This window comes from Sphingobium subterraneum, assembly GCF_014199435.1.
GTDB classification, from domain to species: Bacteria; Pseudomonadota; Alphaproteobacteria; order Sphingomonadales; family Sphingomonadaceae; genus Sphingobium; species Sphingobium subterraneum.
Map to the genome: position 1 here is coordinate 568,977 of NZ_JACIJP010000002.1, position 22,827 is coordinate 591,803.

Consider the following 22,827-nt stretch of genomic DNA (forward strand, 5'->3'; position numbering starts at 1 on the left):
GATGCTGCATTCGACCCTCTTCCTGCCCTTGTTGGCTGCGGTGAGCGGAGAGGCCCCGTTGCCACCCCCTCCACCGCCGCCGCCCAATTGGCAGGACATCGTCAACAGCCCGGATCCCGCCGCGCCGGTGCCGGTGGTCGATGCTGACGACCAGTCGATCGATGGCCGCCGCCGCCCCGGTTTCGAGCGTTCGCTCCCGGACAAGGTGACGCAGGATAATCCGGGCGCGATCGGCGCACCGCCGCCCGAAGCGTTCCCAACCGATCAGGTGCCGGTCCCCGACCGCTGGCGGCTCATCCAGTCGTTGGGCGTGGTCCAGGAACGCTGGTTCGATCCCTATCACCAGAACACCTACAAGGGCGACCGGCCGATAAACCCGGAAAAGGTCAAGTGGCTGCCCATCCACGGCGACGACTGGTTTTTTGTCGCCAGCGCGGTGAGCGACACCGTGCTGGAACCGCGCACCTTCCCGATTCCGGTCGGCACGCCCACGACGGAGCGGCCGGGGGGTCTCGATGCGTTCGGTAAGGACGCAAGCGTGGTCGCCTCGCAGACCTTCATCGTCGGTGCCTCGCTCATCAAAGGATCGACGGCGTTCATGCCGCCGCACATCGAGTACCGGGTGACGCTCGCGCTCAACGCATCCTATGTGAACGTGCCGGAAAAGCAGGTGCTGTTCGTCCAGTCGAGCAAACCGAGCCACCGCACGGACCACTTCCTGGGCGTGCAGGAAGCCTTCATCGACTATCACCTGCGCAACACGTCGGATCGCTATGATTTCGAATCGATCCGCGTTGGCATTCAGCCGTTCCAGAGCGATTTTCGCGGTTTCCTGTTCAACGACCAGCAGCTCGGCATTCGATTCTTCGGCAACCGCGACAACAACCGCTTCCAGTTCAACCTCGCGGCGTTCTGGCGGCTGGAAAAGGACACCAACAGCGGCCTCAATTCGGTGGTGCAGACGCCGCGCGACGATTTCGTGTTCGTCGCCAACCTCTACCGCCAGGATTTTCTGATCCCGGCGCTCACCAGCCAGATCACCGCCGTCTACAACCGCAATCGGGAGCAGGACGACACCCATATCGACGACAACGGCTTTCCCGTGCGGCCCGCCGTGCTCGGCAACCATAACCGCCGCGCCTATGATGTCGTCTATCTCGGCTATAACGCGGACGGCCGGATCGGGCGGATGAACCTCACCGCCTCGCTCTATGGCGCGCTGGGCAAGGACCGGAACAGCATTTTCACGCGCAAGCCCGCCAAGATCCGCGCCTTCTTCGCGGCGGCGGAGGCGAGCTATGATGTCGACTGGATGCGCTTCCGCGTCTCGGGCCTCTACGCCAGCGGCGACGGCGATCCTTATGACAATACGGAAAACGGCTTCGACGCGATCTTCGAGAACCCGGTGTTTGCCGGGGCGGACACCAGCTACTGGATCCGCCAGTCAATTCCGTTCATCGGCGGCGCAGCCGGACCGGTCAGCATCAACGGGCGCAACGGCATCCTCAATTCCCTGCGGTCCTCGAAGGAGGAGGGGCAGAGCAATTTCAACAATCCCGGCACGATGCTGCTGGGCGCGGGCGCTGATTTTGACCTGACGCCGCAGGTCCGGCTGTCGACCAACATCAACCATCTGTGGTTCCAGAACACGGCGACGCTGCGCGAATTCCGCAATGAGGGGTCGATCCCCAAGAGCATCGGCTGGGATCTCTCGGCGGCGGGCATCTGGCGGCCCAAGGCGACGCAGAACATCGTGTTCCGCCTGTCGGGCGCGGTGCTGGCGCCGGGCGACGGGTTTCGTGATCTTTTCACCAACAGCGACCGCAACCGGAATTATTACTCCGTGCTCGCCAACCTGATTTTGAGCTACTGATGCGGCGGCTGTTGTCCCTGCTGCTGCTGATGCTCGCGGCGCTGGCGATCCCGGCGGCGATGCTGCGCGCGAGCGAAGAGGAAGCGCCGGTCGCGCGGACCTATGTCACCGCGCCCGCTGCGCCGATGAGCCAGACGGAGGAGCAGGTCGCCGCAAAGTCCGAAGGCTGCAACAGCTGCCACACCAAAACCGACGAGCCGTCGATGCACGCCACTCCGGCCGTCCAGCTGGGCTGCACCGATTGCCATGGCGGCAATGCGGCGGTGCGCGGCAATCCGGATCTGGGCTTTACCGATCCCGCCTATGTCGCCGCGCGGGAAAAGGCGCATGTCCTGCCGCGCTATCCCAACAGCTGGCATTATCCCTCGTCGGCCAATCCGTCGCGCACCTATGCGCTGCTGAACCGGGAGGCGCCCGAGTTCATCCGCTTTATTAATCCCAGCGACTATCGTGTGGTGCGCGAAGCCTGCGGATCCTGCCACATGCGCACGATCGAGGCGGGCGAGCGCTCGATCATGGCGTCGGGCGCAATGCTGTGGGGCGGGGCGGCGTACAATAACGGCATCGTGCCGTTCAAAAACTACATTTTCGGCGAGGCCTATACCCGCGAGGGTGAGTCGGCGAAGATTGTGTCACCCGGTTCTCCGCCCGGAACATTGAGCGCCGAACAGAAGGCGCGCGGGGCATTGGGCGCGCTCTATCCGCTGCCCCAGTGGCAGGTCATTCCGCCCGGCGATATCTTTCGCGTATTCGAGCGTGGCGGGCGCAACATTCAGACGCAGTTCCCGGAGATCGGCCTGCCGAATCCGACCGGATCGATCCAGCGGCTGGAGGAGCCGGGCCGCCCCGATCTCAAGCAGTCGAGCCGGGGACCGGGGACGGGCCTGCGTGTCGCGATCCCGGTGCTCAACATCCACAAGACCCGCCTCAACGACCCGTTCCTCTGGTTCATGGGGACCAACGACCAGCCCGGCGACTATCGCCATTCGGGCTGTTCGGGCTGTCATGTCGTCTACGCCAACGACCGCGAACCGCGCCACAGCCTGATCTACGCGCAGGCCGGGCGCGACGGGCAGACGCAGACGGTCGACCCGACCATTGCGGGCAAGATGGCGAGCGCCGGGAAGGACGGGCATGACAGCCATGGCGATGGCCATGGTGGTCTGATCCAGCCCGGTGCGGCGGCGCACCCCGCCACGAAGGAAAGCGGCCACCCGATCCGCCACGCGTTCACCCGCGCCATCCCGACCGCGCAGTGCATGAGCTGCCACATGCATCAGCCGAACATCTTCCTGAACAGCTATCTCGGCTACACCATGTGGGACTATGAGTCCGACGCGCCCTTGATGTGGCCGCAGAAGCAGAAATATCCGACAGCCGCCGAAGTCCGCGCGATCAACGACCGCAACCCGGAAGGCGCGGCGGCGCGCGGCCTGTGGGGCGACGTTGATTTCCTGCGCAACGTCTATGACACGGTGAACCCCAAGGCGAAGGACACACAGTTCGCCGACTATCACAGCCACGGCTGGAATTTCCGGGCTATCTTCAAGCGCGACCGCGAGGGCAATCTCCTCGACGCCGAGGGCAAGATCGTGAAGAACGACGACCCCGAAAAATGGCGCAAGAAGGGCGAAGGCACGTTCGTTCCGCCCGGCACCAACCCTGGCAAGACCGTGCACATGATGGACATCCATGCCGAAAAGGGTCTGCAGTGCGCGGATTGCCATTTTGCGCAGGACAGCCACGGCAACGGCTTCATCTACGGCGAGGTGGCGAACGCGATCGAGATCGGATGCAAGGACTGCCATGGCACGGCGGACGATTATCCGACGCTGCTGACATCCGGACCCGCCGCACCGCCGGGCGGCAACAACCTCGCGCTGCTGCGCAACCCGGACGGCAAGCGCCGCTTCGAGTGGTTTTATGATGCAGGCGGCCGCCGCAAACTGATCCAAAGGTCGATCGTCGATCCGTCGCTCGAATGGGAAGTATCGCTCGTTAAAAACAGCGTCGATCCCGCCAATCCGCATTTTAACGCCCGCGCCGCGCGCGCCAAGCTGATGAGCAAGTCGGGCGCGGAGGACGGCAGCTTCGCCTTCGGCCCCGGCGTGCCAAAGGCGGACCGCGCGCATGGCGACGACAGCATGGCGTGCTTCACCTGCCACCTCAGTTGGACGACCAGCTGCGGCGGGTGTCATTTGCCGATCGAGGCGAACTGGAAGACCAAGATGCACCATTTCGAAGGGCGGGAGACGCGCAATTTCGCGACCTACAACCCTCAGGTGGCGCGCGACGAGATGTTCCAGCTCGGCAAGCACATGACGACCAAGGGCAATCAGGTCGCGCCGGTCCGCTCCTCGTCTGCGCTGGTGCTGTCATCGACCAACATCAACCGCGAACGCATCTATATCCAGCAGCCGCCGATCTCCGGCATCGGCTTTTCGAGCCAGGCATTCGCGCCGCACTTCCCACATACCGTGCGCACGACGGAGACCAAGACCTGTTCCGATTGCCATCTGTCGGACAAGGACGACAACAACGCGATCATGGCGCAGCTGATGTTGCTGGGCACCAACTATGTGAATTTCGTGGGGCTCAACGCCTGGACCGGCCTCGCCGGCGGGTTCGAGGCAATCCGCGTCACCGAATGGGACGAGCCGCAGGCGGTGATTGGATCCTATCTCCAGAAATACGCCTATCCCGATTATTGGCGAATGCATGTGGACGACAACAAGCGCGAACTCAAAAACTGGGTGCGCGGCAAGATGTTCGACAAGGCGATCTCGGGGGAGACGCAGGCGGTCGAGGAATTCCGCAATGTCGTGAAGGGCACGAAGGGCCGCGTGGGGTGCCTGCAACTGCGCGGCGAATATATGTATGTTGCGGAAGGATCGGGCGGCTTCCGCGTCTACGACGTCGCGTCGATCGCCAACAAGGGCGTGTCGGAACCGATCCTCTCCGGGCCGTTCTCCTCGCTGGGGTATGACACCCATGTGGCCAGCCCCAATGCGACCTGCATGGCGCTGCCCACCGACCAGCCGATCAATCCGCTGCGCAACACGCCGGAACTGCGCGCCACCAATCAGGAACAGCCGTTCCTGCCGATCTACAGCTATGCCGCCGTGACGGACAGCGTCGAAGGGCTGATCCTCGTGAACATCGACACCATGGCCGATGGCGAGTTCCGCAACAATTTTCTGAAGCGCGCGGTGACGTGGAACCCGGATCATGTGCTCGACGGTGCGCGGCACATCCAGCTGGCCGGGCAGGTCGCCTACATCACCGCCGATATTGGCTTGGTCGTGGTCGATCTTGCCGATCCGTTGCGTCCGCGCCTCGCGGCCGTGCGGCCGTTGAAAGACGCGCGGGCGAGCGCAATCCAGTTCCGCTATCTCTGGGTCAGTGATGCGGAAGGGGTGAAGCTGTTCGACGTGACGAAGCTGACCGATCCGGTCGCCGTACCGGGCGCGACCGTGCCGCTGGCCGACGCGCGCCGCATCTATGTTGCGCGCACCTACGCCTATGTCGCGGCCAAGAAGGATGGTCTCGTCATCATCAACGTCACCAATCCGCTCAAGCCCGTCGTCTACGCCAAGGAAACCTTCGGCGGACAGATGACCGATGCAGAGGATGTGATCGTCGGGTCGACCAACGCAAGCGCCTTTGCCTATGTGGCGGACGGGCGTAATGGGCTGAAAGTCATTCAGCTGACCTCGCCGGACAGCCAGCCCAATTTTTACGGTTTTTCGTCACCGCCCAAGCCGGAATTGATCGCCTGGGCGAAGACGCCGACCCCGGCGTTGGCCTTGTCCAAGGGGCTGGACAGGGACCGGGCTGTCGATGAAACCGGCGGGCAGATCGCTGTTTTTGGCCGACTGGGTTCTCGGCCCTTTACCCGGCCGGAAATGGAAAAACTGTTCCTCACCAGCAAGGGCGTGCCTTACAAAGTCAGCGATACGCCGGACATGACAGCATGGCGCGCGCCGATGAAGCTACCCGCGCAATAGAAGTTCTCCTGTCCTGTCCGAGAATTTCTCATATGCGGTAGTGCGTAATTGTTCCGCGTGTCCGCTCGGTTCATCGCATATTACTTAACACCCACCCTACTCTCGTTCATGCACGTGCGATGCTGACCGTCCGGAACGACCGCTCCATTCGTGCTCTTGCGATCGGTTACGGATTGCTGGTCCTGTCCGTGTCGGCGGCGATCTGGGTTTCTGTTCTGCAGCGCAAGGCGTTCGACATGGTCGAACATACCATGCGCGTAGAAATGACGCTGGGATCGGTGGAAACCCATATCCAGCAGGCGGAATCCGCACAGCGCGGCTATTTGCTGGTCCATGACGAGCGGTATCTGGATATGTTCCAGCAGGCTCTGGCAGCGCTCCCTGCGGATTTTCGGGAATTGCGCGGGCTGGTGGCGGACAACCCCGGACAAATCCAGCGGCTTGGCCAGCTCAGCGAAATCGTCGGTCTGCGTCGGGCCTCTCTATTGCAGGTGCTGGCGATGGACCGCGCCGGGCAGCCCCCCGATGCCGAACGTATCCGCCGTGGCCGTCAGCTTATGGACCGCGTCGATGCGGTCGTCCAGGAGATGCGCGGGGAGGAGCGCAGGCTGCTCGAAGAACGCACCACCTATGCGCATGGCCAGTGGCAGCTTGGCCTTGCTGGCCTTGTGGTGAGCGCGCTCGTCCTGTTGGCGCTGGGAATTTTCGCGCTGCGCCATGCCCGGATTCTGCTGGCGGAGACGACGGCATCGCGCGACGCTTACGCCGTGGCCCACGAGCAGCTGGTGGATGAAGTCAAACAGCGCCACGCCGCCGAAGAACAGATGCGGCAGATGCAGAAGACAGAAGCTCTGGGCCAGCTTACCGGAGGCATCGCGCATGATTTCAACAATATGCTGGGCGTGGTGATCGGTTCGCTCGACATTGCCCGGCTGCGACTCGCCGGGCAGGCGGAGCCGCGCGCGCTCCGTTCGCTCGACAACGCGATGGAAGGCGCCCAGCGCGCCGCGCAGCTGACCGCACGTTTGCTGGCCTTTTCCCGCCAGCAGCCGCTGGAGCCCAAGGCACTTGATGCGAATCGCCTCGTCAGTGGCATGTCCGATCTGCTCCACCGGACCACCGGCGATCATATCCGGGTGGAAACGGTGATGGGTGCGGGCATCTGGACGTGCTTTGCCGATGTCAGCCAGCTCGAGAATGCTGTCCTGAACCTGTGCGTCAACGCGCGGGACGCGATGCCCGATGGCGGACGCATGACAATCGAAACGACCAACGCTGCGCTGGATGACCGCTACGCTGCCACGCACACGGAGGTGCGGCCGGGGCAATATGTGATGATATCGGTCAGCGACACCGGGGCGGGCATGCCCGCGGATGTGATCGACCGGGCTTTTGATCCCTTCTTCACGACAAAGGGCGTGGGCAAGGGAACGGGCCTTGGCCTCAGCCAGGTGTTTGGCTTCGTCAAACAGTCGCACGGCCATGTGAAAATCTATTCGGAAGTCGGGCAGGGCACGACCGTCAAAATCTATCTGCCGCGCTATTATGGCTCGCAACCGGTCATGAGTTCGCCTGATGCGCAGCTCTCCACCGACCTGCTGCCCCGTGCGCGCGGGAACGAGGCGATCCTGATCGTCGAGGACGAGGAACGGGTGCGCCAGGTCGCGGTCGAGGCGCTGCGTGATCTTGGCTATCACATCGTGCAGGCAGGCGATGCGACGCAGGCGCTGGCGCTGCTCGCCATCCAGCCGCACATCGACCTGCTGTTCACCGATATCGTGATGCCGGACATCAACGGACGACGGCTGGCTGAGCAGGCGGTGACCCAGCGCCCTGGCCTCAAGGTGCTGTATACCACCGGCTACACGCGCAACGCGATCGTGCATAACGGGATGCTGGACCCCGGGCTCAACTTCCTTGCCAAGCCCTTCACGGTCGAACAGCTTGCCGTGAAGGTGCGCCAGGTGCTGGACAACACCCCGTAGAGTGTTGCTTCAGGCCGGGCGCTCGGCGATCAGGCTTTTTACCAGCGGCTGCATCGTGGCATCGAACTTCGCCAGCATCACATGTTCGTCCGCCGTCTCGAAGAAACTGACCAAGCCGTTCTCCGTCCAACTGTGGAGGGCATAAGCGGGCGCGTCGGCAATGATCATCGGGCGGTTGTCGGGCACGTCCGGGTCGATCGGCGACAGGTCGAGCGCCACCTGCGGCGCGGTCGATGGGCAGATGGTGACGGTCGTTCCGCGCCACGGCGCGACGATGGCACGGTGCAGATGGCCACAGATCAGCGCTTGCACCTGATGTCGTCCGGCAATGGTCTGAGCAAAACGGCGCACCCATGGTTCGTCGGCATGGGTGTTCATCCAGTCGATCCCGACTTCGACCGGCGGGTGGTGCATGACAATGATCGCCGGCGTTGCCTGGTCCTCGTCGAGCCGGGCTGAGAGCCACGCCGCCCGCGCCTCGCAAAACGCGCCCCCGTGGCGCCCGGGATCCAGCGTGTCAATGATCAACAGCCGTAGCCCGTCGAGCGCGACCGCATACTGAACGAACCCGTCCTCCGCCGGGATCCGCGGAAACTGCGAACGGAAATTGGCCCGGTCGTCATGATTGCCCATACACAGATAGACGGGAAATGGGCAGACGCTCAGCGCGTTGGCGAGGCGGCGGTAGCTGTCCTCATCCCCCCGGTCGACCAGATCACCGGTGGCGAGCAGCAGGTCTGGCCGGTTGGGACCGGTGAGCAGGCGCTGGATCACCTGATCCAGCCGCTTGCGGTTGAACTCGGCCGGATTGCCCGGATCGAATCCCAGATGGATGTCGGTGATCTGCGCGATCAGCATCCGTTACGTCCCTTCTTCCATCCGGGATTATGAACCGGCCTCGACACCGGCTTATGGCAGATCAGCGGCCCGTTCCGCCGTTGGTTTTTTGCGTTTCTGTTCTGGCCCCACAGCCGACGACCCCACGTGTGAGACCCATGGTGCGCCTTCATCCATATGATAGCTGTGACATAGAGCACAGGCGGAGGGAACATCCGACCGGGATTTTTCGCCTCCGTGGCATTCCCGGCAGGATTTGAGGTCCGGCAGCAGCAGATCCGTCGCCTTGGTCGACGTGGTGGTCGCGTGGCAGCTTTCGCATTTTTCGGTCTTGTGCGCGGCATGGTCAAACCAGCCCTTCTGCATATAGCGCATCGTCTGGTGCACCGGCAGGACCGTCCAGCCGGTCGCGCTGTTCACGCCCGGCGGCGTGACCGTATGGCAGTCATAGCAGGCGCCGCCCTTCGAAAACACCGCGGCGATGGCGGCATCCGCGCCGTTGGGCCGCGCGGCCACGGCGCCAAAATAGGCATGATAAACCTTGCCCTGCGCGTAGTCACCCGGCCTCCGCCGCGCCATTCCGCCCAGCTGGATCGGCACGGTCGGCCCGGTCGAGCGGTAGAAGGCCCGCAGATCGGCGATCACCTGGTCCGGTTGGCCATGGCGCAAGGTCCGCGTCACGCCGCCGATCGTCTCGAAGCCGAGGCTGTGGCAGGCCTGACAGTTGGTTTCCATGTCGACCGGTTTAAAGCGGACCCCATCGCTGGTGGGGGTGTGGCAGCTCTTGCACGCCAGCGCATCGCCATAGCCTTGTTCCGCACCGAGCCGCTGCGCCATGCGCGCGACCCCGCCCGTACGCGAGAGATGCAGGGCATGCGGGAATTTGAGACCGCTGTCGTCCATCGGCTTGCGATCGAGCGCGATCCGCTCGAAACGGGGATGCTTACCCGGCTGCACCATCACAAGCGGGCGGAATTGCGGATGGTCGGTGCCGAAATCGCTGGCGTTGCCGATTTTCGTGTCCGTGAGCCGACTGTCGAGCGTGGCGTGGCAATCGGCGCAGAAAATCTGCGGCGTGGGCTGCATCGGCCCCGCCCCCTCATGCTCGCGGTGGCAATCGACGCAGGCTCCCGGACCGGGCTTGCCGAACGCATGGGCGACGCTCGCGAGGAGGCGGCCGCCCAGCCCCGCTTCGGCGCGCGCTTGCGCAATGCGCTCCGGTCGGGCGTGATCGTGCACGTCGGTGTGGCAGGTCTTGCACGCGCTATCGCGGACGGACACGAACGCCTGAGTGTGGCAGCTCTCACATTTTCCTTCCAGTCCATGATGCGCCTTGCTCAGCGGACCGGATGACCAGCTGCTGTCGCCCAGCACGACGTCCTTCGCCGGACCGCGCTGCTTCATCACGGCGTAGATGTTGCGCGTGTCTTCGCGTGGGCGGGACAGATAGCTGGCGATCGGCACGGCGAGGAACGCGAGGAGGATCAGCACGACCGCGGCCCAGGCGAGCGGGCGCTTGCCGATCATCGTACCGGCTAGGGAGAAGACCTGATGCTCGTCGCGTTCCTCTGCTGCGTCGGATACGGCCTCGGTGCGCTGGACGGACAGCACGACTTCGTCCGCGTCGGATCGCGACACCGTGATCCGGTGGCCGCCGAAGCGCAGCTCCGCTCCGGTCGCGCTGTCGATCTCTGCGGATTGGCTCGGGCGTCCATCGACATCGAAGCCGAGCGTGCCGGTGGCGCGCACCGCGATCCGGCGCGCATCGATCCGTTCGATCCGGGCGTGGTCTGGCGTGACGGCCAGGTCGGGCAGGTGAATGTCGCATTCCGCCGACCGGCCGACCCGGATCTGCGGCTTGGCGATGGTCGCGCTGCGCACAAGCTCGCGCCCGTCGGCGGTGAAGCTTGTCGTTCGGATCAGAAATGCCATGGCCCCCGCCCTGTTCCCCGTATTCTCGTCCCCCGCGCTCATACCCGTTACCAGTAAAAGAAGACGCTGACGATATGCGCGGTCAGCGCCGCGAGCAGAGCGAAGGTTGCGGGCACATGCACGTAAAGCCAGATTTCAAGGAGCGCGCGCAGCCGCAGGTGACGCCGCAGTTGCGCCAGCATCGCTTCCTTGCGATCGAGCAGCGCATCCACCTTTTCCAGGGGATCATTGCCGAGATTGGGCCGTGTGGAAGTTGCGCGGCGCAACTCGCGATGCGCCTGCGTGGTCACGCAATCGCGGTGGTTTCCCGTCAATCGGCGCCATAAACCTCCTCCGAAGGGGTCCTGATCGAGCGACATCCGGACCAGCGCCGCATCCTCCTGCGCGAGGGGTTGCGCGGCGTCGTGCAACTGCCGGTCGATCGCGCGCAGGGCGTCGAGCATCTGGCCCTGCGTCATCTCGCTCCGGTTGCTGCTCAATGCGCGGGGCAGCACCGTGTAAACAGTGATGCCGTACAGGCCCGAGAGGATGACGAGCATCATCAGCCCATACGCGAGCGTGTGGACATTCCAGCCGAACTGGAAGCCGGTGTGCAGCGTGCCGATGACAATCAGGCTGAGGCCCAGATAGACATGGGCGGACGTCCACGCCTTCAATGACCAGCGGCCCGTCGTCATCGCCCGCTTGCGCAGGCCGAGCGCGGTCAGCCAGAGGATCAGCCCGACGCCGATGGTCCCAAGCGTGTAACCGTACCAGCTTCCGCCATTGTGGCGCGGCGTGATGTCGATCAGCGCGTAGCTGACGACCAGCAGCAGGCTCAATCCGCCCGCGATCTTCGCCCAGCGAAACCCGGCGTGGCGCAGGAAGCCGTCGTGGAGGGTCTCGCCTTTTGCGCGTGGGGTATGCGTGGAAGACGCGCGGGTCGCCATTAGAGCGCCTCCCCCCCAGACATTCCGTTCGGGCTGAGCCTGTCGAAGCCCTGACCTTTCTTGAGAAAACAGGACGGCCCTTCGACAAGCTCAGGGCGAACGGAGCGATCACCAGAAACCATCATCCGTTCTCCCGTTCCAGCCGGGCGACGGACAGGAAATCCTCCGGCGCGACGCGGATCGCGGCGCCGGTAGGGCAGGCGCGGACGCAGGCGGGGCCACCGTCAATGCCGGAGCACATGTCGCACTTTATCGCCTTCTTCGGTTTCTCGACGCCCGGTTCGGCATGTTTATACCGCCATTTTTTCGACGGCTCGCCCGGTCCCGGTCCCTTGCCCAGGAACAGCCAGCTCAGCAGCGATGGCTTGGGCGGTGGCACGCTGTCCATGCGGATCACGCCGTAGGGGCAGTTGCGCTGGCAGTTGCCGCAGCCGATGCAGGTATCGTCGATGAACACTTCGCCGTCTGGCCCGCGATGGATGGCGTTGGGCGGACAGTCGGCCATGCAGTGCGGATGCTCGCAATGGCGGCAGGATGTCGGCACGTGGAGATGGGCGTAGGTCTTGCCCGCTTCCCGGTCCAGCCGGGACAGGCCTTCATGGCTGTCTGCGCAGGCCTTTTCACAATTGTCGCAGCCGACGCACAGATTTTCGTCGATCAGCAGCACGTCGGTCGCCTCGCCAATGCCGTTGTCGACCAGGAAACGCGCGGTTTCGGAATACATGTCGACCGCGCCGGAAAAGCTGTCCTTGCGGCTTTCAATAAAGGCGTTCACATCCTGCCGCGATGCCATCATCGTGCGGGCGCGCTCGAGCAGCGCGGGCTTGCGGTCCATCAGCGCGCGCATCGCCGCGCCGTCGAGCTTGATGACCTCGGACTTGATCGCGGCCTTGACCGTCGCGGTGCGCTTGCCGCCGCCGATCAGTGTCATTTCCCCGACATAGGACCCGGCGGGAAGGTAGGAGAGGAACACCGGCTTCGCGGCGACCATCTTTTCGACGATCATCGATCCGACGCGGATGACATAGATGTCGGTGCCGTCCTCGCCCTCGGTGATGATCGGCTGTCCCGCGCGGACGGACAGGACCTCGGCGCTTTCCATGAGTTGCGCGACATCGTCGGTCGAAAGACCGGGGCCGAAAATCTGCAGCAGCTGCCGCTCGATCGAGATCCGGGTAACCGCGCGCTTGGCCGCCGGGACGGACGCCATCAGCTTCAATGCGGCGGTACGGGACACTTCGACCATGATCGATGCCGCGCCCGCGCGGACCGTAGCGCCACGCCGCCGCCCGGAAATCAGGCCGACCTCGCCGAAAATCGACCCCTGCTCAATGGGCACGGTGACAGACGGATCGGTGGGGTTGACCTCGACCAGCGCCGATCCTTCCGCCACAGCGAACAGCGACGAACCGGGTGCCGCCCGTTCGAACACCACGTCTCCCGCCTTGTAGGCGCGCACTTCGCTGTCGAGCATGAATTCGCGCATCTGCAGCGGGGACAGGTCGTTAAGGATCGTCACGCGCGCCCGGAGCAGCTCCAGCCATTCGTCCACCGAGCGCGTGCCGGGAAGGGCAGCGAACTTCGCTTCCAGGATCGGTTCGTCGGCGGGCTTCAGGTCGCGGTTGCCGTTGATAAACTCGACCACGTCGTAGCCCTGGTTCATGCAATGCTTGATGAGCGGATAGCCCGCCAGCGCGCCGATCACGAAGATGCCGGGATTGGTGGTTTCGAACACCGGGGACAGTTTCGGGAAGGCCTCGCGGTCTTCGCTGGTGAAGTCGATGCCGCAGCTTTCGACGAACTTGCGCGGCGCGGCGGAGCCCATGCGCGCGATGATCCGGTCGCAGCGGATGGTTTCCTGCCCGTCGCGCGTATCGAGCACCAGTTCGCCCGGGCGCACTTCCGCCGGGGACGTCTCGGTCATGATGCGAATGCGGCCCTGCTCGCCCGCCTCCATCAGCAGCTTGACGTTGGCGCTCTTGGCGCGCGCGAAGTCCGCGCCGCGGTTGAGGATCGTGACGACATTGCCCTGTGCTGCGTCGGCGGCGAGGCCGAGCGCGTTCTCGATCCCCGCATCGCCCGACCCGATCACAGTGATGTGCTCGTCGACATATTCGCCGGGATCGTCGAGCTGGTACTGGATGTGCGGCAGATCGCCGCCGGGGCAGCGCAGCAGATTGGGGTTGCCCTGCGTGCCGATGGCCATGATGACGGCTTCGGCGACGAACGTCTGGCCCTTGGTGGTGGTAATCGTAAACGCGCCCGCGCTTCCCGTAATCGCCTTCACCTCGGCCTGATAGGCGACGGTGACGCCCAGTTCCGCTGCTTGCCGGTTCCAGGTTTCGAGAATGGCCTCGCGCTTGCCCGCATCGAAATCGCAATCGGATCGCAATATCAGCTGGCTGGGCGTCGCCATGACGTGCTTGCCCTTCTGATATTTATAGATCGTATCGGACAGATGGTCCGTCTTTTCCAGCAGGACGTGCGACAGCCCAAGCTGCGCGGCGCGCGCGGCGGCGGACAAGCCAGCCGGACCCGAGCCGACGATGGCTATACGGACGCTGTCACTCAAGGCAGAACCCCCATTTCTGCGGAAGACGGTTGGCGATCAATCGCCGGTGTTGATTGCGGTTGCGAGCCCCGGGCGGACTTTACCAGCTTCACCCGAGGGTGCCAGTGCAAATTGCCGGATTTAGCGGCCGGATGTTGGAACGTGGGGGGAAAGGGGGACGGATCCTGCCGCGCGTGCACCCCGTATCCGCGCGATCAGGCGCGGAATGGGCGCATGACGGTCCATCCATGCGCTATAGTCGCGATAGGCCGGATCGGCGGAGAGGTGCGCCTCCTCGGTACGGGCGCGCCAATAATACACCGCGCTGGTCAGGGCGAGCAGGGCGCAATTGCGCACGGCGTCGGTCCAGTGCCCTGTGGTGGTCAGAACCGGGATGACCGAGAGCCACCAGAACAGGTTCTTGGCGAGATAGGCCGGGTGCCTGGTCCAGCGATAGGGTCCATGGGTGATGATCCCACGATGCGTGAGGTTCGAAAAGCGCAGGCCGAACGCGACCGTCGCCCACGCGTAGATGCCGGTCAGCAACACCAGCAGCCCGCCCCAGATCGCCAGCAGCAGCGGATGATCGGCCAGCCACACGCTCCAGTCCGCCGTGCCGCGATGATAATCGAGTGGGCCGCCGCTCCCCATCAGCACGAACGGCGGGTAGCAGATCAGCGCCGCCGCCCAGCCTGCCGTCAGCGGATTGGCGCTGCGGATATGCGCGTCGAGCGGGCGCAGGGTCAGCATATAGCCGACCGTGGCGAACGCGACGTCGATCAGGAACAGGCTTGCAATCAGGAAACTTGCGAGCGGCACCGGACCGGAGAGGATGTCGGCGGGCTGCCAGCGGATCACGCTTGCGAAGTTGTCCGGCACGACCGAGAGCATAAAGGCGAGGAAGAATGCCTTGACCGCCCAGCTCCGCAAATGATCGGCGATCTTTCCGGCTTCGGGCTGGCCCGCTGCGCCGCCGATCACCCATTGCCCGAAGGCAAAGCAGTCGTCGCGCGGCTCCACCAGCCGACGGTCGATCCACACGATATAGGGGACGGACAGCACGAACAGCACCGGCGCGGCCCCGGTCAGCAGCTTCATGGCGTAGACATAGCCGCCGTCCGAATACCAGCGCGCCAGTCCGTAAAAGAGCGCTATCCCGCCCCATGTCGCCCACAGGCCGGCAAGCTTCACGATGCTGATGTCGACTGTTTCGCGCAGCGGGCGGGGCGACCCCGTCCAGTTGATGCCGGTTGTCGGGTTGCGGTGCACCTTGTCGACGAGCAGCGACCATGCGATCATCGGGACGCCGCACGCCACGACAGCCGCGATGCCCGCGTGCGGGCCATCCATGCCGAAATGCCAGGCGATCAGCGTCCACCCGACCAAGCCGATGAGGCCCACCAGACCCACGCCATGGCTGACAGCCGAGCGCGGGCACCCGGAAGCGCCTTCGGAATGGGGAGCGGAACGGTCCTTCATGCCGTGCGGATAGACGGAAAAGGTAAGGATCCGGTGAAAGCGGCTCTCAGCCGCCCAGCACGTTGATCGTAAACGCCACGATGCCGAGATTGAACACAAACGCGGCCAGGCAATGCGCCGTCACCACTTTCCGGATTGAACGACTGGTAATATCCATGTCCGATGTCTGGAACGTCATGCCGAGTGTGAAGGAAAAATAGGTAAAGTCCCAGAATTCCGGCGGTCCGTCTCCGGGAAAGTCCACCCCTCCGCAATCGTCGCCTTCGGTATCGGGACTGTACCAGAGATAGGCGTAATGCATAGCGTAGATGAAATTCGAAAACAGCCAGGCAAGCATCAGGGTCGCGATGACCAGCGTGATCGTCCACGCCGAGTGGTTCTGCTTTTGCGACAGTTCTACGCCGACCGCCACGAGCAGCACGAACGACACGATGAACGTGACGAGCAGCATGACCTCGCGATTGGCGTTGTTGCGGCGGGCGGCGTCACGGATCTGTTTGTGGTCATGGCCAAAAAGGGGCCAGAGCGTCGCGATGAACACCATAGCCGCGATATCGAATCCGCCCATGACCGCGCGCGACCATGGCAGCGCCAGGGCAATCGGTACCGCCGACAGGCAGAGTGCGAGAAACAGTCCATAACGCCATGGCAGGAAGGGCGATTTTGCTCCACGCTCCAGGGGAACGGGCTGCTGCGCGGGGGACGTGTCGACCATTATCCAACTCTGCGCTGATTTTGACCTGGCACGCAAGGCCGGAACGCTTGCGCGCGTCCAGTCGTTAAATCGGCGAAAGGAATTTGCCATGAACGAACCGATGCACCGCGGCACCGAAGATACGAGGGCGGGAAGCACCAACCATATCGTCCGCTATGTGCTGGCGATTTCCGTCGCGCTTGCCGTGATCGGCATGGCAGTCGTCCTGTTATGGGGCGACGCCCGCGCACCCGACAACGCAACCGGCAGCACGACGATTTCGAAAGGCGAGGTGGACTGACGGGCCTTAGCGGTCCCGCCGCCCCAGCAGGCGCAGGCGCAGCGCGTTCAGCTTGATAAAGCCCGCTGCGTCGCGCTGGTCATAGGCACCCGCGTCGTCCTCGAACGTCACGACCTTTTCGCTGTAGAGGGAGTTCGGCGATTTGCGGCCGACGACATAGACCCCGCCCTTGTAGAGCTTCAGGCGGACTGTGCCCGTGACCTTGGTCTGGCTATGGTCAATGGCCGCCTGGAGCATCTCGCGTTCGGGTGAGAACCAGAAACCGTTGTAGATCAATTCGGCATAACGCGGAGCGAGCTCATCTTTCAAATGCGCCGCGCCGCGATCGAGCGTGATCTGCTCGATGCCGCGATGCGCGAGGTGATAGATGGTGCCGCCCGGCGTCTCGTACATGCCACGCGACTTCATGCCCACGAAGCGATTCTCGACCAGATCGAGTCGACCGATACCATGCTTGCGGCCGTATTCGTTGAGCGTTTCGAGAAGGGTGGCCTGGGACATGCCGACGCCGTTGATCGCTACCCCATCGCCGCGCTCGAAATCAATGGTGATGAACTCGGGTGCGTCCGGCGCGTCTTCCGGATTGACGGTGCGGCTGTACACATAGTCCGGCACTTCTTCCCACGGATCTTCCAGCACTTTCCCTTCAGATGACGTGTGCAGCATGTTCGCATCAGTGGAAAAGGGGCTTTCGCCGCGCTTGTCCTTGGGCACGGGGATCTGGTGCTTTTCGGCAAACGCGATCAGGGCCGTGCGGCTGGTCAGATCCCATTCGCGCCACGGGGCAATGACCTTGATATCGGGCTGGAGCGCGTAATAGCCCAGCTCGAAGCGCACCTGATCATTGCCCTTGCCGGTCGCGCCATGGCTCACGGCGTCGGCGCCCAGTTGCTTGGCGATTTCGATCTGGCGCTTGGCGATGAGCGGGCGGGCGATCGACGTGCCGAGCAGATAAAGCCCCTCATACAGCGCATTGGCGCGCATCATCGGGAACACATAATCCGCGACGAATTCCTCGCGCAGGTCGTCGATGAAGATGTGCTCTTCCTTCACCCCCATCAGGCGAGCCTTGGCGCGCGCGGGTTCCAGTTCCTCGCCCTGCCCCAGGTCGGCGGTGAAGGTCACCACCTCGCATTGGTAGGTCTGCTGCAGCCATTTCAGGATGACGCTGGTGTCGAGGCCGCCCGAAAAGGCGAGGACGACACGGTTGATCTTTTCTGGCGTGCTGGACATGGCGACGGGCTTTCCCTGAAGATATTTGATCGCGCCGGTACACGCCGCCGCGCGGTTTCGCAACATCTCACCACCAGTGCAGGGATGCACCCAGCAGCCAAAGGCCGATCGCGATGAACAGCGCGGCCGCGATCGCGCGCACGACGCCGAGCTTTACGCGCGCGATCAATGCTTCCCCGAGATAGACGGCAGGAACATTGGCGATCATCATCCCGAACGTCGTTCCGGCGGTGACGGCGTAGACATTGGCGAAGCGCGCGCCCAGCGCCACCGTCGCGATCTGGGTCTTGTCGCCCATTTCGACCAGGAAGAAAGCGATCAGGGTCGTCAGGAATATGCCCGAAGTGCGGGGCGTTTTCATCTCTTCGTCGATTTTATCCGGAACGAGCGTCCACAGTCCCATGCCGATGAACCCCAGCGCGATGGCGATGCGAAAGGCCGGGCTTTCCAGCATTCCCGCGAGGGTATGGCCGAGCAGTGCCGCCAGAAAATGATTGGCGATGGTCGCCGCGAAGATGCCCGCCACGATGGGCAAAGGACGCCGGAACCGCGTCGCGAGCAGGATGGCGAGAAGCTGAGTCTTGTCGCCAATTTCCGCCACGGCAACAAGGGCGGTGGATGTGAGGAACGCTTCCATGGATAGCCTTTGCGGGTCGGACGGTGCAGACGCAATGCCACCGGCCTTGCCGCCCGACCGAGCCCAAAGCCGATGTCATCGGTCTCGTCCAACCGGCGCTTGCGCGCTGGTCCCGCACACCATGGCATCTCTGCCAAATATGTTGATATGCGGTCCGCAACAGGGCGGAGGGGCTACTCCCCGGGTGACGCTCCGGCGATAGCCCGGCGCTGTGCGTGGGTCAAGGCGCTGTGCCCAGCCGCAGGCTCAGGCCACGCGCGATCGCGTCGAGCCGTGCCGCGTCCGTCCCCTCCCGCGCCATGGCCGAGAGTCCGGCCAGCAATGTCATCATCTGGTCCGTGGCGATGACGGCATGCTCCGGCGCGCTGCGGGATACGCCGCGATAGAGGGCGGCGGCAATGCCCAGCCGCAATTTCCGGACATAGGCGCTGACGACCGCGTCGCTGCAATTGTTGGCGGCTTCCAGGAGCATGCACCCGCCGGAGGATGCCTCACCCTGCGGCGCGAAACGCCGGGCGGAGCACGCCAACACATTGGCCAACCGATCGTCGAGCGGTAATTCGCTCGAAAGGGCGTCGCGGACCTCCTCTGTCCAGTCCCGCGCATAGGCATCTGCAATCCGTGCGAACAGCATCGCCTTGTTGCCGAAGGCTGCATAAAAACTCGGCGGATTGATTCCCATCGCGCCGGTCAGGTCGGCAAGCGTTACGCGGTCATACCCACGCGTGAGGAACATGGTCCGGGCGGCGTCCAGCGCCCGGTCGATGTCGAATGCGCGTGGCCGACCGCGCCGGGGACGGTCGATCGATGGGGCGGGCGCGCTCATGTTCATGCTATCGCAGAATTGGTTAACGGGCGCTACAATTTTGGTGGGCTAGCCCGGTCTCGCGCCCGTTCATCATGCAGATAGGTGGTCAGGCGTAGAGTTCGCGCAGGTTCAAAGGAGATTTCCATGCGCAAGATCTGGCTACTTGGTGGTGTGGCGGCGTTGGTCGCGGTTCCGGTTATCGCGGCGGAAATGGCCCCCGGCAAAACGATTGTCCGCAGTGAAGTGGAGGGCAAGGTCAAGGAGCATTTCGCCGAGGTCGACGCCAATCACGACGGCGCGATCACGCCGGAAGAAATGCGTGCGATGCGCGAGCATAAGCGCGCCGATTCGCTGGATGCGCATTTCAAGCGGCTGGACACGGACGGCAATGGCAGCATCAGCCGCGCCGAATTCAACGCGGGGCACGCCGCCATGGGCCCGATGGTGGAGCCGCCGATGGCACATGGCGGGGAGGGGCATGGTCCCGGTCCGGGTGGCCCGATGGGCGGCATGCACGGCATGGGCGGCATGATGATGTTCCAGCAGGCCGATGCCAACAAGGATGGCAAGGTCACGCTTGCCGAAGCGACGGCAGGTGCACTGCGCCTGTTCGATATGGTCGATACCAACAAGGATGGATCGGTGACGCCGGATGAACGGCGCGGGTTCCGTGACCAGATGCGCGCGCAATGGAAGGGCAAGCGCGGCGGGTAATCGCCGTGGGGCCGGGCGTCACACCGGCGCCCTCAGCTTCGCCTCGGTTTCGGTCATGTAATCGCGCGTGATCGGCAGCGTATGGCGGTTCCGCGCATATTGGAGCTGGTAGATCAGCATGCCGCCATGCTCAAACGCCGCCGTCGCCCCGGCGAGGTAGAAGCTCCACATGCGGAAAAAGCGCGCGTCGTACATCTCCTCGATCTCTGCACGATGGGCCTGCACCCGGTCGTACCAGGCGCGTGTCGTCAGGCCATAATGCAGGCGCAGCGCCTCGACATCGGTGGTGATCAGGCGGTTGGGTTCGCTACCCTTGAGGATTTCGCTCAACGCCGGGATATACCCGCCCGGAAAAATATACTTGCGCGTAAAGGCGTCGGTCGTGCCTGGCCCGCCCATGCGCCCGATGGTGTGGAGCAGCATCACGCCGTCCCGGGTCAGCAGGTTGTGGCAAACGCGAAAAAACTCGCGGTAGTTGGGCACGCCGACGTGCTCGAACATGCCGACCGACACGATCCGGTCGAACGGTCCCTTGACGTCACGATAATCGCACAGTTCGAACCGGACATGGTCAGCGACGCCGGCCGCCTGTGCACGCTCGCGCGCAATCTTGAGCTGCTCTTCCGACAAGGTGATGCCGGTGACGTCGACCCCGCACGTCCGATGCAGATAGAGGGCCATCCCGCCCCACCCGCAGCCGATATCGAGCACTTTCTGCCCCGGCAACAGGTGCAGCTTGGCGGCGATATGCGCCTTCTTGTCCGCCTGCGCCTGTTCGAGGCCGATGGACGGATCGGACCAGTAAGCACAGCTATATTGCCGGTCGCGGTCGAGGAAGAGATCGTAGAGAGCCGCCGACAGATCATAATGATGGGCGACGTTGCGCTTCGACGCGGCGCGGGCGTTCCACTGGTTGAGGGTACGGGATAGACCCTTCGTGACCTTTCGAAACGTGCTGCGGGGTTCGATGTCGCGCCCGCTTTCCCACGGGTTATTGCCACGGATGAGCGCGATAAAATCCATGATGTCGCCGCCCTCGATCGTCGCGCGGCCGTCCATATAGGCTTCGGCAAAGCCCAGGCGCGGGTCGAGGACGATCTGGCGCGCCACTTTTCCGTCATGAAGTTTGAGCGTGAGGTCGGGGAAGGCGGGATCAGGCTGGCCGTAACGGCGCGGGGCTGTTCCCGGCGTATCGAGTGTGAGCGTGCCGCGCTTCACCAGGCGGGGCAGGATCCGGTCTAGAAGAGTCATCGAAGCATAATCCGTGTTGCGGCGAAATGTTCAGATGCCCGCATACCACTGATATCCGGCGACATCTTCCCAATATCCGCCCTTGCCTCCAAAAATCGAGGCGAGATCCGACACCGCTTCGATGCGCATAAGATATTTCGCCTGCTTGTAACCCAATTGCCGTTCCACGCGCAAACGCAGCGGCGCGCCGTTCTGGACGGGCAGTGCCCTGTCGTTGAGCGCGTAAGCGAGAATCGTCTGTGGGTGAAACGCGTCGACCAAATCGATGCTTTCATAATAGGGGTCGGTGCCGCCACCGAAGTCGGCGCAGTGAAACACCAGATAGCGCGCCGTCGTGCGCATCCGCGCGGCGTGGAGCAGGACCGCCAGCGGCACGCCCCGCCATTTTCCGATCGCGCTCCATCCTTCGACGCAATCATGGCGGGTGATCTGCTCGCGGTGCGGCATCGCATGCAGCTGCGCGAGGGAAAGCGACAGGGGGCGATCGACCAGCCCGTCGATTTTCAGCCGCCAGTCGGCAAAGCCGTTGCGCCACAGCGCCTTGTAATCCTCGGTATTCGGGTTGAACGTGCCGTTGGCACGGAACACCGGCGACATCTGGTCGGGCGAAAATTCCTGGGCCAGCGCGTTCCGGTCGGTGATCGCGCGTTGCATCCACAGATGGAAGTTATCCGCCGTGAAAAGCGCCTTACGCACGCTTTCATGCTCGGCGAGCCTGTCGCATCCGGTGAGCAGGGCGGTGGCGGCCGCGCCTGCGCCGGTCACCAGCGCCCGGCGGGACAGGATCAGGGTCATGGGCGTTCCTCCCGCGCGGTGGGTTTTCCCGGCACGCGATACCAGCCGCTCAGCATCGATCGCAGTTCATTGAAGGGGCCAGCCAGCAGCACCATCGCGATATGGACGATGAAGAACGCGACTACCGCCCAGGCGGCGATGAAATGGATCGACCGCGCCGATTGTCGCCCGCCGAAGATCTCGACCAGCCAAGGGAACGCCGCGTTCATGCCCGGCGACATGGTCATGCCCGTGAGGATGAGCACAGGGAGCAGCAGAAACAGCGTTTTGTTATACGCGCCCTTCTGCAGCACATTGTAACGCAGCGCCTCCGCCCCGGTCGGGAAGCGCAGCCGCGCATGATCGGCAATGTCCTGCGCGATATGTCCCGGCGCCAGTTCCCCCTTGCGAAAGGCGAGATCGCGCCGGAAATGCCCGTTGATCAGGCTCCAGATCATGTAGACCAGCAGCCCGAACGCAAAGAACGGCGCGGCGAAAAAATGCCAGTGGCGCGACATGGCAAGGTTGTAATGACCGGGCAGGGTAAGCCAGCCGGGAAACCGCTCCAGCACCAGCCAGGCATGATCGAAGTTGGCGCCATAGTGCCCCCAGTAGAGGCGCGGATGAGCGTTGAAGATGCCCAGCCCGCTCATGAACAGCGTGGCGAGGGCGAAGACGTTGATCCAGTGCCACAGGCGCGTCGAGAGACGGTGGCGCTTCACCAGTGTCCCGGATGGATCGGCCTCGCTTGGGGCCGGAGCATCAGACTGTACGATTGTCGCCATAGCCGCCTCCCTCTGGAAGAGGGGCATAGCGCAATTT

17 protein-coding genes are annotated in these 22,827 nt (G+C 63.7%); 5 read left to right on the forward strand and 12 right to left on the reverse strand.

Annotated features, from left to right (window positions below):
- Position 1: 1 nt before the first annotated feature.
- From FHS92_RS09425 to FHS92_RS09435, 3 genes are all read left to right on the forward strand, one after another.
- Positions 2-1,873: a hypothetical protein gene (locus tag FHS92_RS09425; RefSeq protein ID WP_184079820.1), complete on the forward strand. Its 1,872-nt coding sequence runs from the start codon at positions 2-4 to the stop codon at positions 1,871-1,873.
- Positions 1,873-5,880, forward strand: a complete 4,008-nt coding sequence (locus FHS92_RS09430; RefSeq protein WP_184079822.1) for an LVIVD repeat-containing protein — start codon at positions 1,873-1,875, stop codon at positions 5,878-5,880. The genes FHS92_RS09425 and FHS92_RS09430 overlap by 1 nt, the downstream gene beginning before the upstream one ends.
- 119 nt (positions 5,881-5,999) lie before the next feature.
- Positions 6,000-7,865 carry a CHASE3 domain-containing protein gene (locus FHS92_RS09435; protein ID WP_184079824.1) on the forward strand — a complete coding sequence of 622 codons (1,866 nt, stop codon included), beginning with the start codon at positions 6,000-6,002 and terminating at the stop codon, positions 7,863-7,865.
- Positions 7,866-7,874: 9 nt separating this feature from the next.
- On the opposite strand, the gene FHS92_RS09440 is transcribed toward FHS92_RS09435, so the two are convergent.
- From FHS92_RS09440 to FHS92_RS09465, 6 genes are all read right to left on the reverse strand, one after another.
- A complete protein-coding gene (locus FHS92_RS09440) occupies positions 7,875-8,723 on the reverse strand; it encodes a phosphodiesterase (protein ID WP_184079826.1) in 849 nt (282 codons plus the stop codon).
- A gap of 51 nt (positions 8,724-8,774) precedes the next feature.
- The gene (locus FHS92_RS09445) at positions 8,775-10,634 is read right to left on the reverse strand and encodes a cytochrome c3 family protein (protein WP_184079828.1); all 1,860 of its coding nucleotides are present in this window, start codon (positions 10,632-10,634) and stop codon (positions 8,775-8,777) included.
- Between the two features lie 47 nt (positions 10,635-10,681).
- Complete coding sequence (locus FHS92_RS09450; protein WP_184079830.1) at positions 10,682-11,563, reverse strand: hypothetical protein; 882 nt, start codon at positions 11,561-11,563, stop codon at positions 10,682-10,684.
- A 121-nt stretch (positions 11,564-11,684) separates the two neighbouring features.
- Positions 11,685-14,135 carry an NAD(P)-binding domain-containing protein gene (locus FHS92_RS09455; RefSeq protein ID WP_184079832.1) on the reverse strand — a complete coding sequence of 817 codons (2,451 nt, stop codon included), beginning with the start codon at positions 14,133-14,135 and terminating at the stop codon, positions 11,685-11,687.
- Between the two features lie 120 nt (positions 14,136-14,255).
- A complete protein-coding gene (locus FHS92_RS09460; protein ID WP_184079834.1) occupies positions 14,256-15,593 on the reverse strand; it encodes a methyltransferase family protein in 1,338 nt (445 codons plus the stop codon).
- A 46-nt stretch (positions 15,594-15,639) separates the two neighbouring features.
- Positions 15,640-16,308, reverse strand: coding sequence for a DUF1345 domain-containing protein (locus FHS92_RS09465; protein WP_184079835.1), 669 nt, complete (start codon positions 16,306-16,308; stop codon positions 15,640-15,642).
- Positions 16,309-16,396: 88 nt separating this feature from the next.
- Here FHS92_RS09465 and FHS92_RS09470 point away from each other — a divergent pair, with 88 nt between their 5' ends.
- Entirely contained in the window at positions 16,397-16,588 is a 192-nt protein-coding gene (locus FHS92_RS09470; RefSeq protein WP_184080396.1) for a hypothetical protein, read from the forward strand.
- Positions 16,589-16,594: 6 nt separating this feature from the next.
- On the opposite strand, the gene FHS92_RS09475 is transcribed toward FHS92_RS09470, so the two are convergent.
- From FHS92_RS09475 to FHS92_RS09485, 3 genes are all read right to left on the reverse strand, one after another.
- Positions 16,595-17,821 carry an argininosuccinate synthase gene (locus FHS92_RS09475; protein ID WP_184079836.1) on the reverse strand — a complete coding sequence of 409 codons (1,227 nt, stop codon included), beginning with the start codon at positions 17,819-17,821 and terminating at the stop codon, positions 16,595-16,597.
- A gap of 67 nt (positions 17,822-17,888) precedes the next feature.
- Complete coding sequence (locus tag FHS92_RS09480) at positions 17,889-18,458, reverse strand: TMEM165/GDT1 family protein (protein WP_184079837.1); 570 nt, start codon at positions 18,456-18,458, stop codon at positions 17,889-17,891.
- Positions 18,459-18,678: 220 nt separating this feature from the next.
- The gene (locus FHS92_RS09485; protein ID WP_184079838.1) at positions 18,679-19,284 is read right to left on the reverse strand and encodes a TetR/AcrR family transcriptional regulator; all 606 of its coding nucleotides are present in this window, start codon (positions 19,282-19,284) and stop codon (positions 18,679-18,681) included.
- A 126-nt stretch (positions 19,285-19,410) separates the two neighbouring features.
- Between FHS92_RS09485 and FHS92_RS09490 the strand changes: the two genes are divergently transcribed.
- On the forward strand, positions 19,411-19,980 hold the full coding sequence (locus tag FHS92_RS09490) for an EF-hand domain-containing protein (protein ID WP_184079839.1): 570 nt from the start codon (positions 19,411-19,413) through the stop codon (positions 19,978-19,980).
- Positions 19,981-19,998: 18 nt separating this feature from the next.
- On the opposite strand, the gene FHS92_RS09495 is transcribed toward FHS92_RS09490, so the two are convergent.
- From FHS92_RS09495 to FHS92_RS09505, 3 genes are read right to left on the reverse strand one after another with little or no spacing between them, the layout of a single operon-like run.
- Entirely contained in the window at positions 19,999-21,231 is a 1,233-nt protein-coding gene (locus FHS92_RS09495; RefSeq protein WP_184079840.1) for an SAM-dependent methyltransferase, read from the reverse strand.
- Positions 21,232-21,261: 30 nt separating this feature from the next.
- Entirely contained in the window at positions 21,262-22,026 is a 765-nt protein-coding gene (locus tag FHS92_RS09500; protein ID WP_184079842.1) for a molybdopterin-binding protein, read from the reverse strand.
- Positions 22,023-22,790: a cytochrome b/b6 domain-containing protein gene (locus FHS92_RS09505; protein ID WP_184079844.1), complete on the reverse strand. Its 768-nt coding sequence runs from the start codon at positions 22,788-22,790 to the stop codon at positions 22,023-22,025. Before FHS92_RS09505 ends, FHS92_RS09500 begins: the two co-directional genes overlap by 4 nt.
- Positions 22,791-22,827: the final 37 nt, after the last annotated feature.

Excerpts from the sequence above, each read along its gene's own strand:
- FHS92_RS09425 (WP_184079820.1), top strand. The coding sequence starts at position 2 with ATGCTGCATTCGACCCTCTTCCTGCCCTTGTTGGCTGCGGTGAGCGGA.
- FHS92_RS09430 (WP_184079822.1), top strand. The coding sequence starts at position 1,873 with ATGCGGCGGCTGTTGTCCCTGCTGCTGCTGATGCTCGCGGCGCTGGCG.
- FHS92_RS09435 (WP_184079824.1), top strand. The coding sequence starts at position 6,000 with ATGCTGACCGTCCGGAACGACCGCTCCATTCGTGCTCTTGCGATCGGT.
- FHS92_RS09440 (WP_184079826.1), bottom strand. The coding sequence starts at position 8,723 with ATGCTGATCGCGCAGATCACCGACATCCATCTGGGATTCGATCCGGGC.
- FHS92_RS09445 (WP_184079828.1), bottom strand. The coding sequence starts at position 10,634 with ATGGCATTTCTGATCCGAACGACAAGCTTCACCGCCGACGGGCGCGAG.
- FHS92_RS09450 (WP_184079830.1), bottom strand. The coding sequence starts at position 11,563 with ATGGCGACCCGCGCGTCTTCCACGCATACCCCACGCGCAAAAGGCGAG.
- FHS92_RS09460 (WP_184079834.1), bottom strand. The coding sequence starts at position 15,593 with ATGAAGGACCGTTCCGCTCCCCATTCCGAAGGCGCTTCCGGGTGCCCG.
- FHS92_RS09465 (WP_184079835.1), bottom strand. The coding sequence starts at position 16,308 with ATGGTCGACACGTCCCCCGCGCAGCAGCCCGTTCCCCTGGAGCGTGGA.
- FHS92_RS09470 (WP_184080396.1), top strand. The coding sequence starts at position 16,397 with ATGAACGAACCGATGCACCGCGGCACCGAAGATACGAGGGCGGGAAGC.
- FHS92_RS09475 (WP_184079836.1), bottom strand. The coding sequence starts at position 17,821 with ATGTCCAGCACGCCAGAAAAGATCAACCGTGTCGTCCTCGCCTTTTCG.
- FHS92_RS09480 (WP_184079837.1), bottom strand. The coding sequence starts at position 18,458 with ATGGAAGCGTTCCTCACATCCACCGCCCTTGTTGCCGTGGCGGAAATT.
- FHS92_RS09485 (WP_184079838.1), bottom strand. The coding sequence starts at position 19,284 with ATGAGCGCGCCCGCCCCATCGATCGACCGTCCCCGGCGCGGTCGGCCA.
- FHS92_RS09490 (WP_184079839.1), top strand. The coding sequence starts at position 19,411 with ATGCGCAAGATCTGGCTACTTGGTGGTGTGGCGGCGTTGGTCGCGGTT.
- FHS92_RS09495 (WP_184079840.1), bottom strand. The coding sequence starts at position 21,231 with ATGACTCTTCTAGACCGGATCCTGCCCCGCCTGGTGAAGCGCGGCACG.
- FHS92_RS09500 (WP_184079842.1), bottom strand. The coding sequence starts at position 22,026 with ATGACCCTGATCCTGTCCCGCCGGGCGCTGGTGACCGGCGCAGGCGCG.
- FHS92_RS09505 (WP_184079844.1), bottom strand. The coding sequence starts at position 22,790 with ATGGCGACAATCGTACAGTCTGATGCTCCGGCCCCAAGCGAGGCCGAT.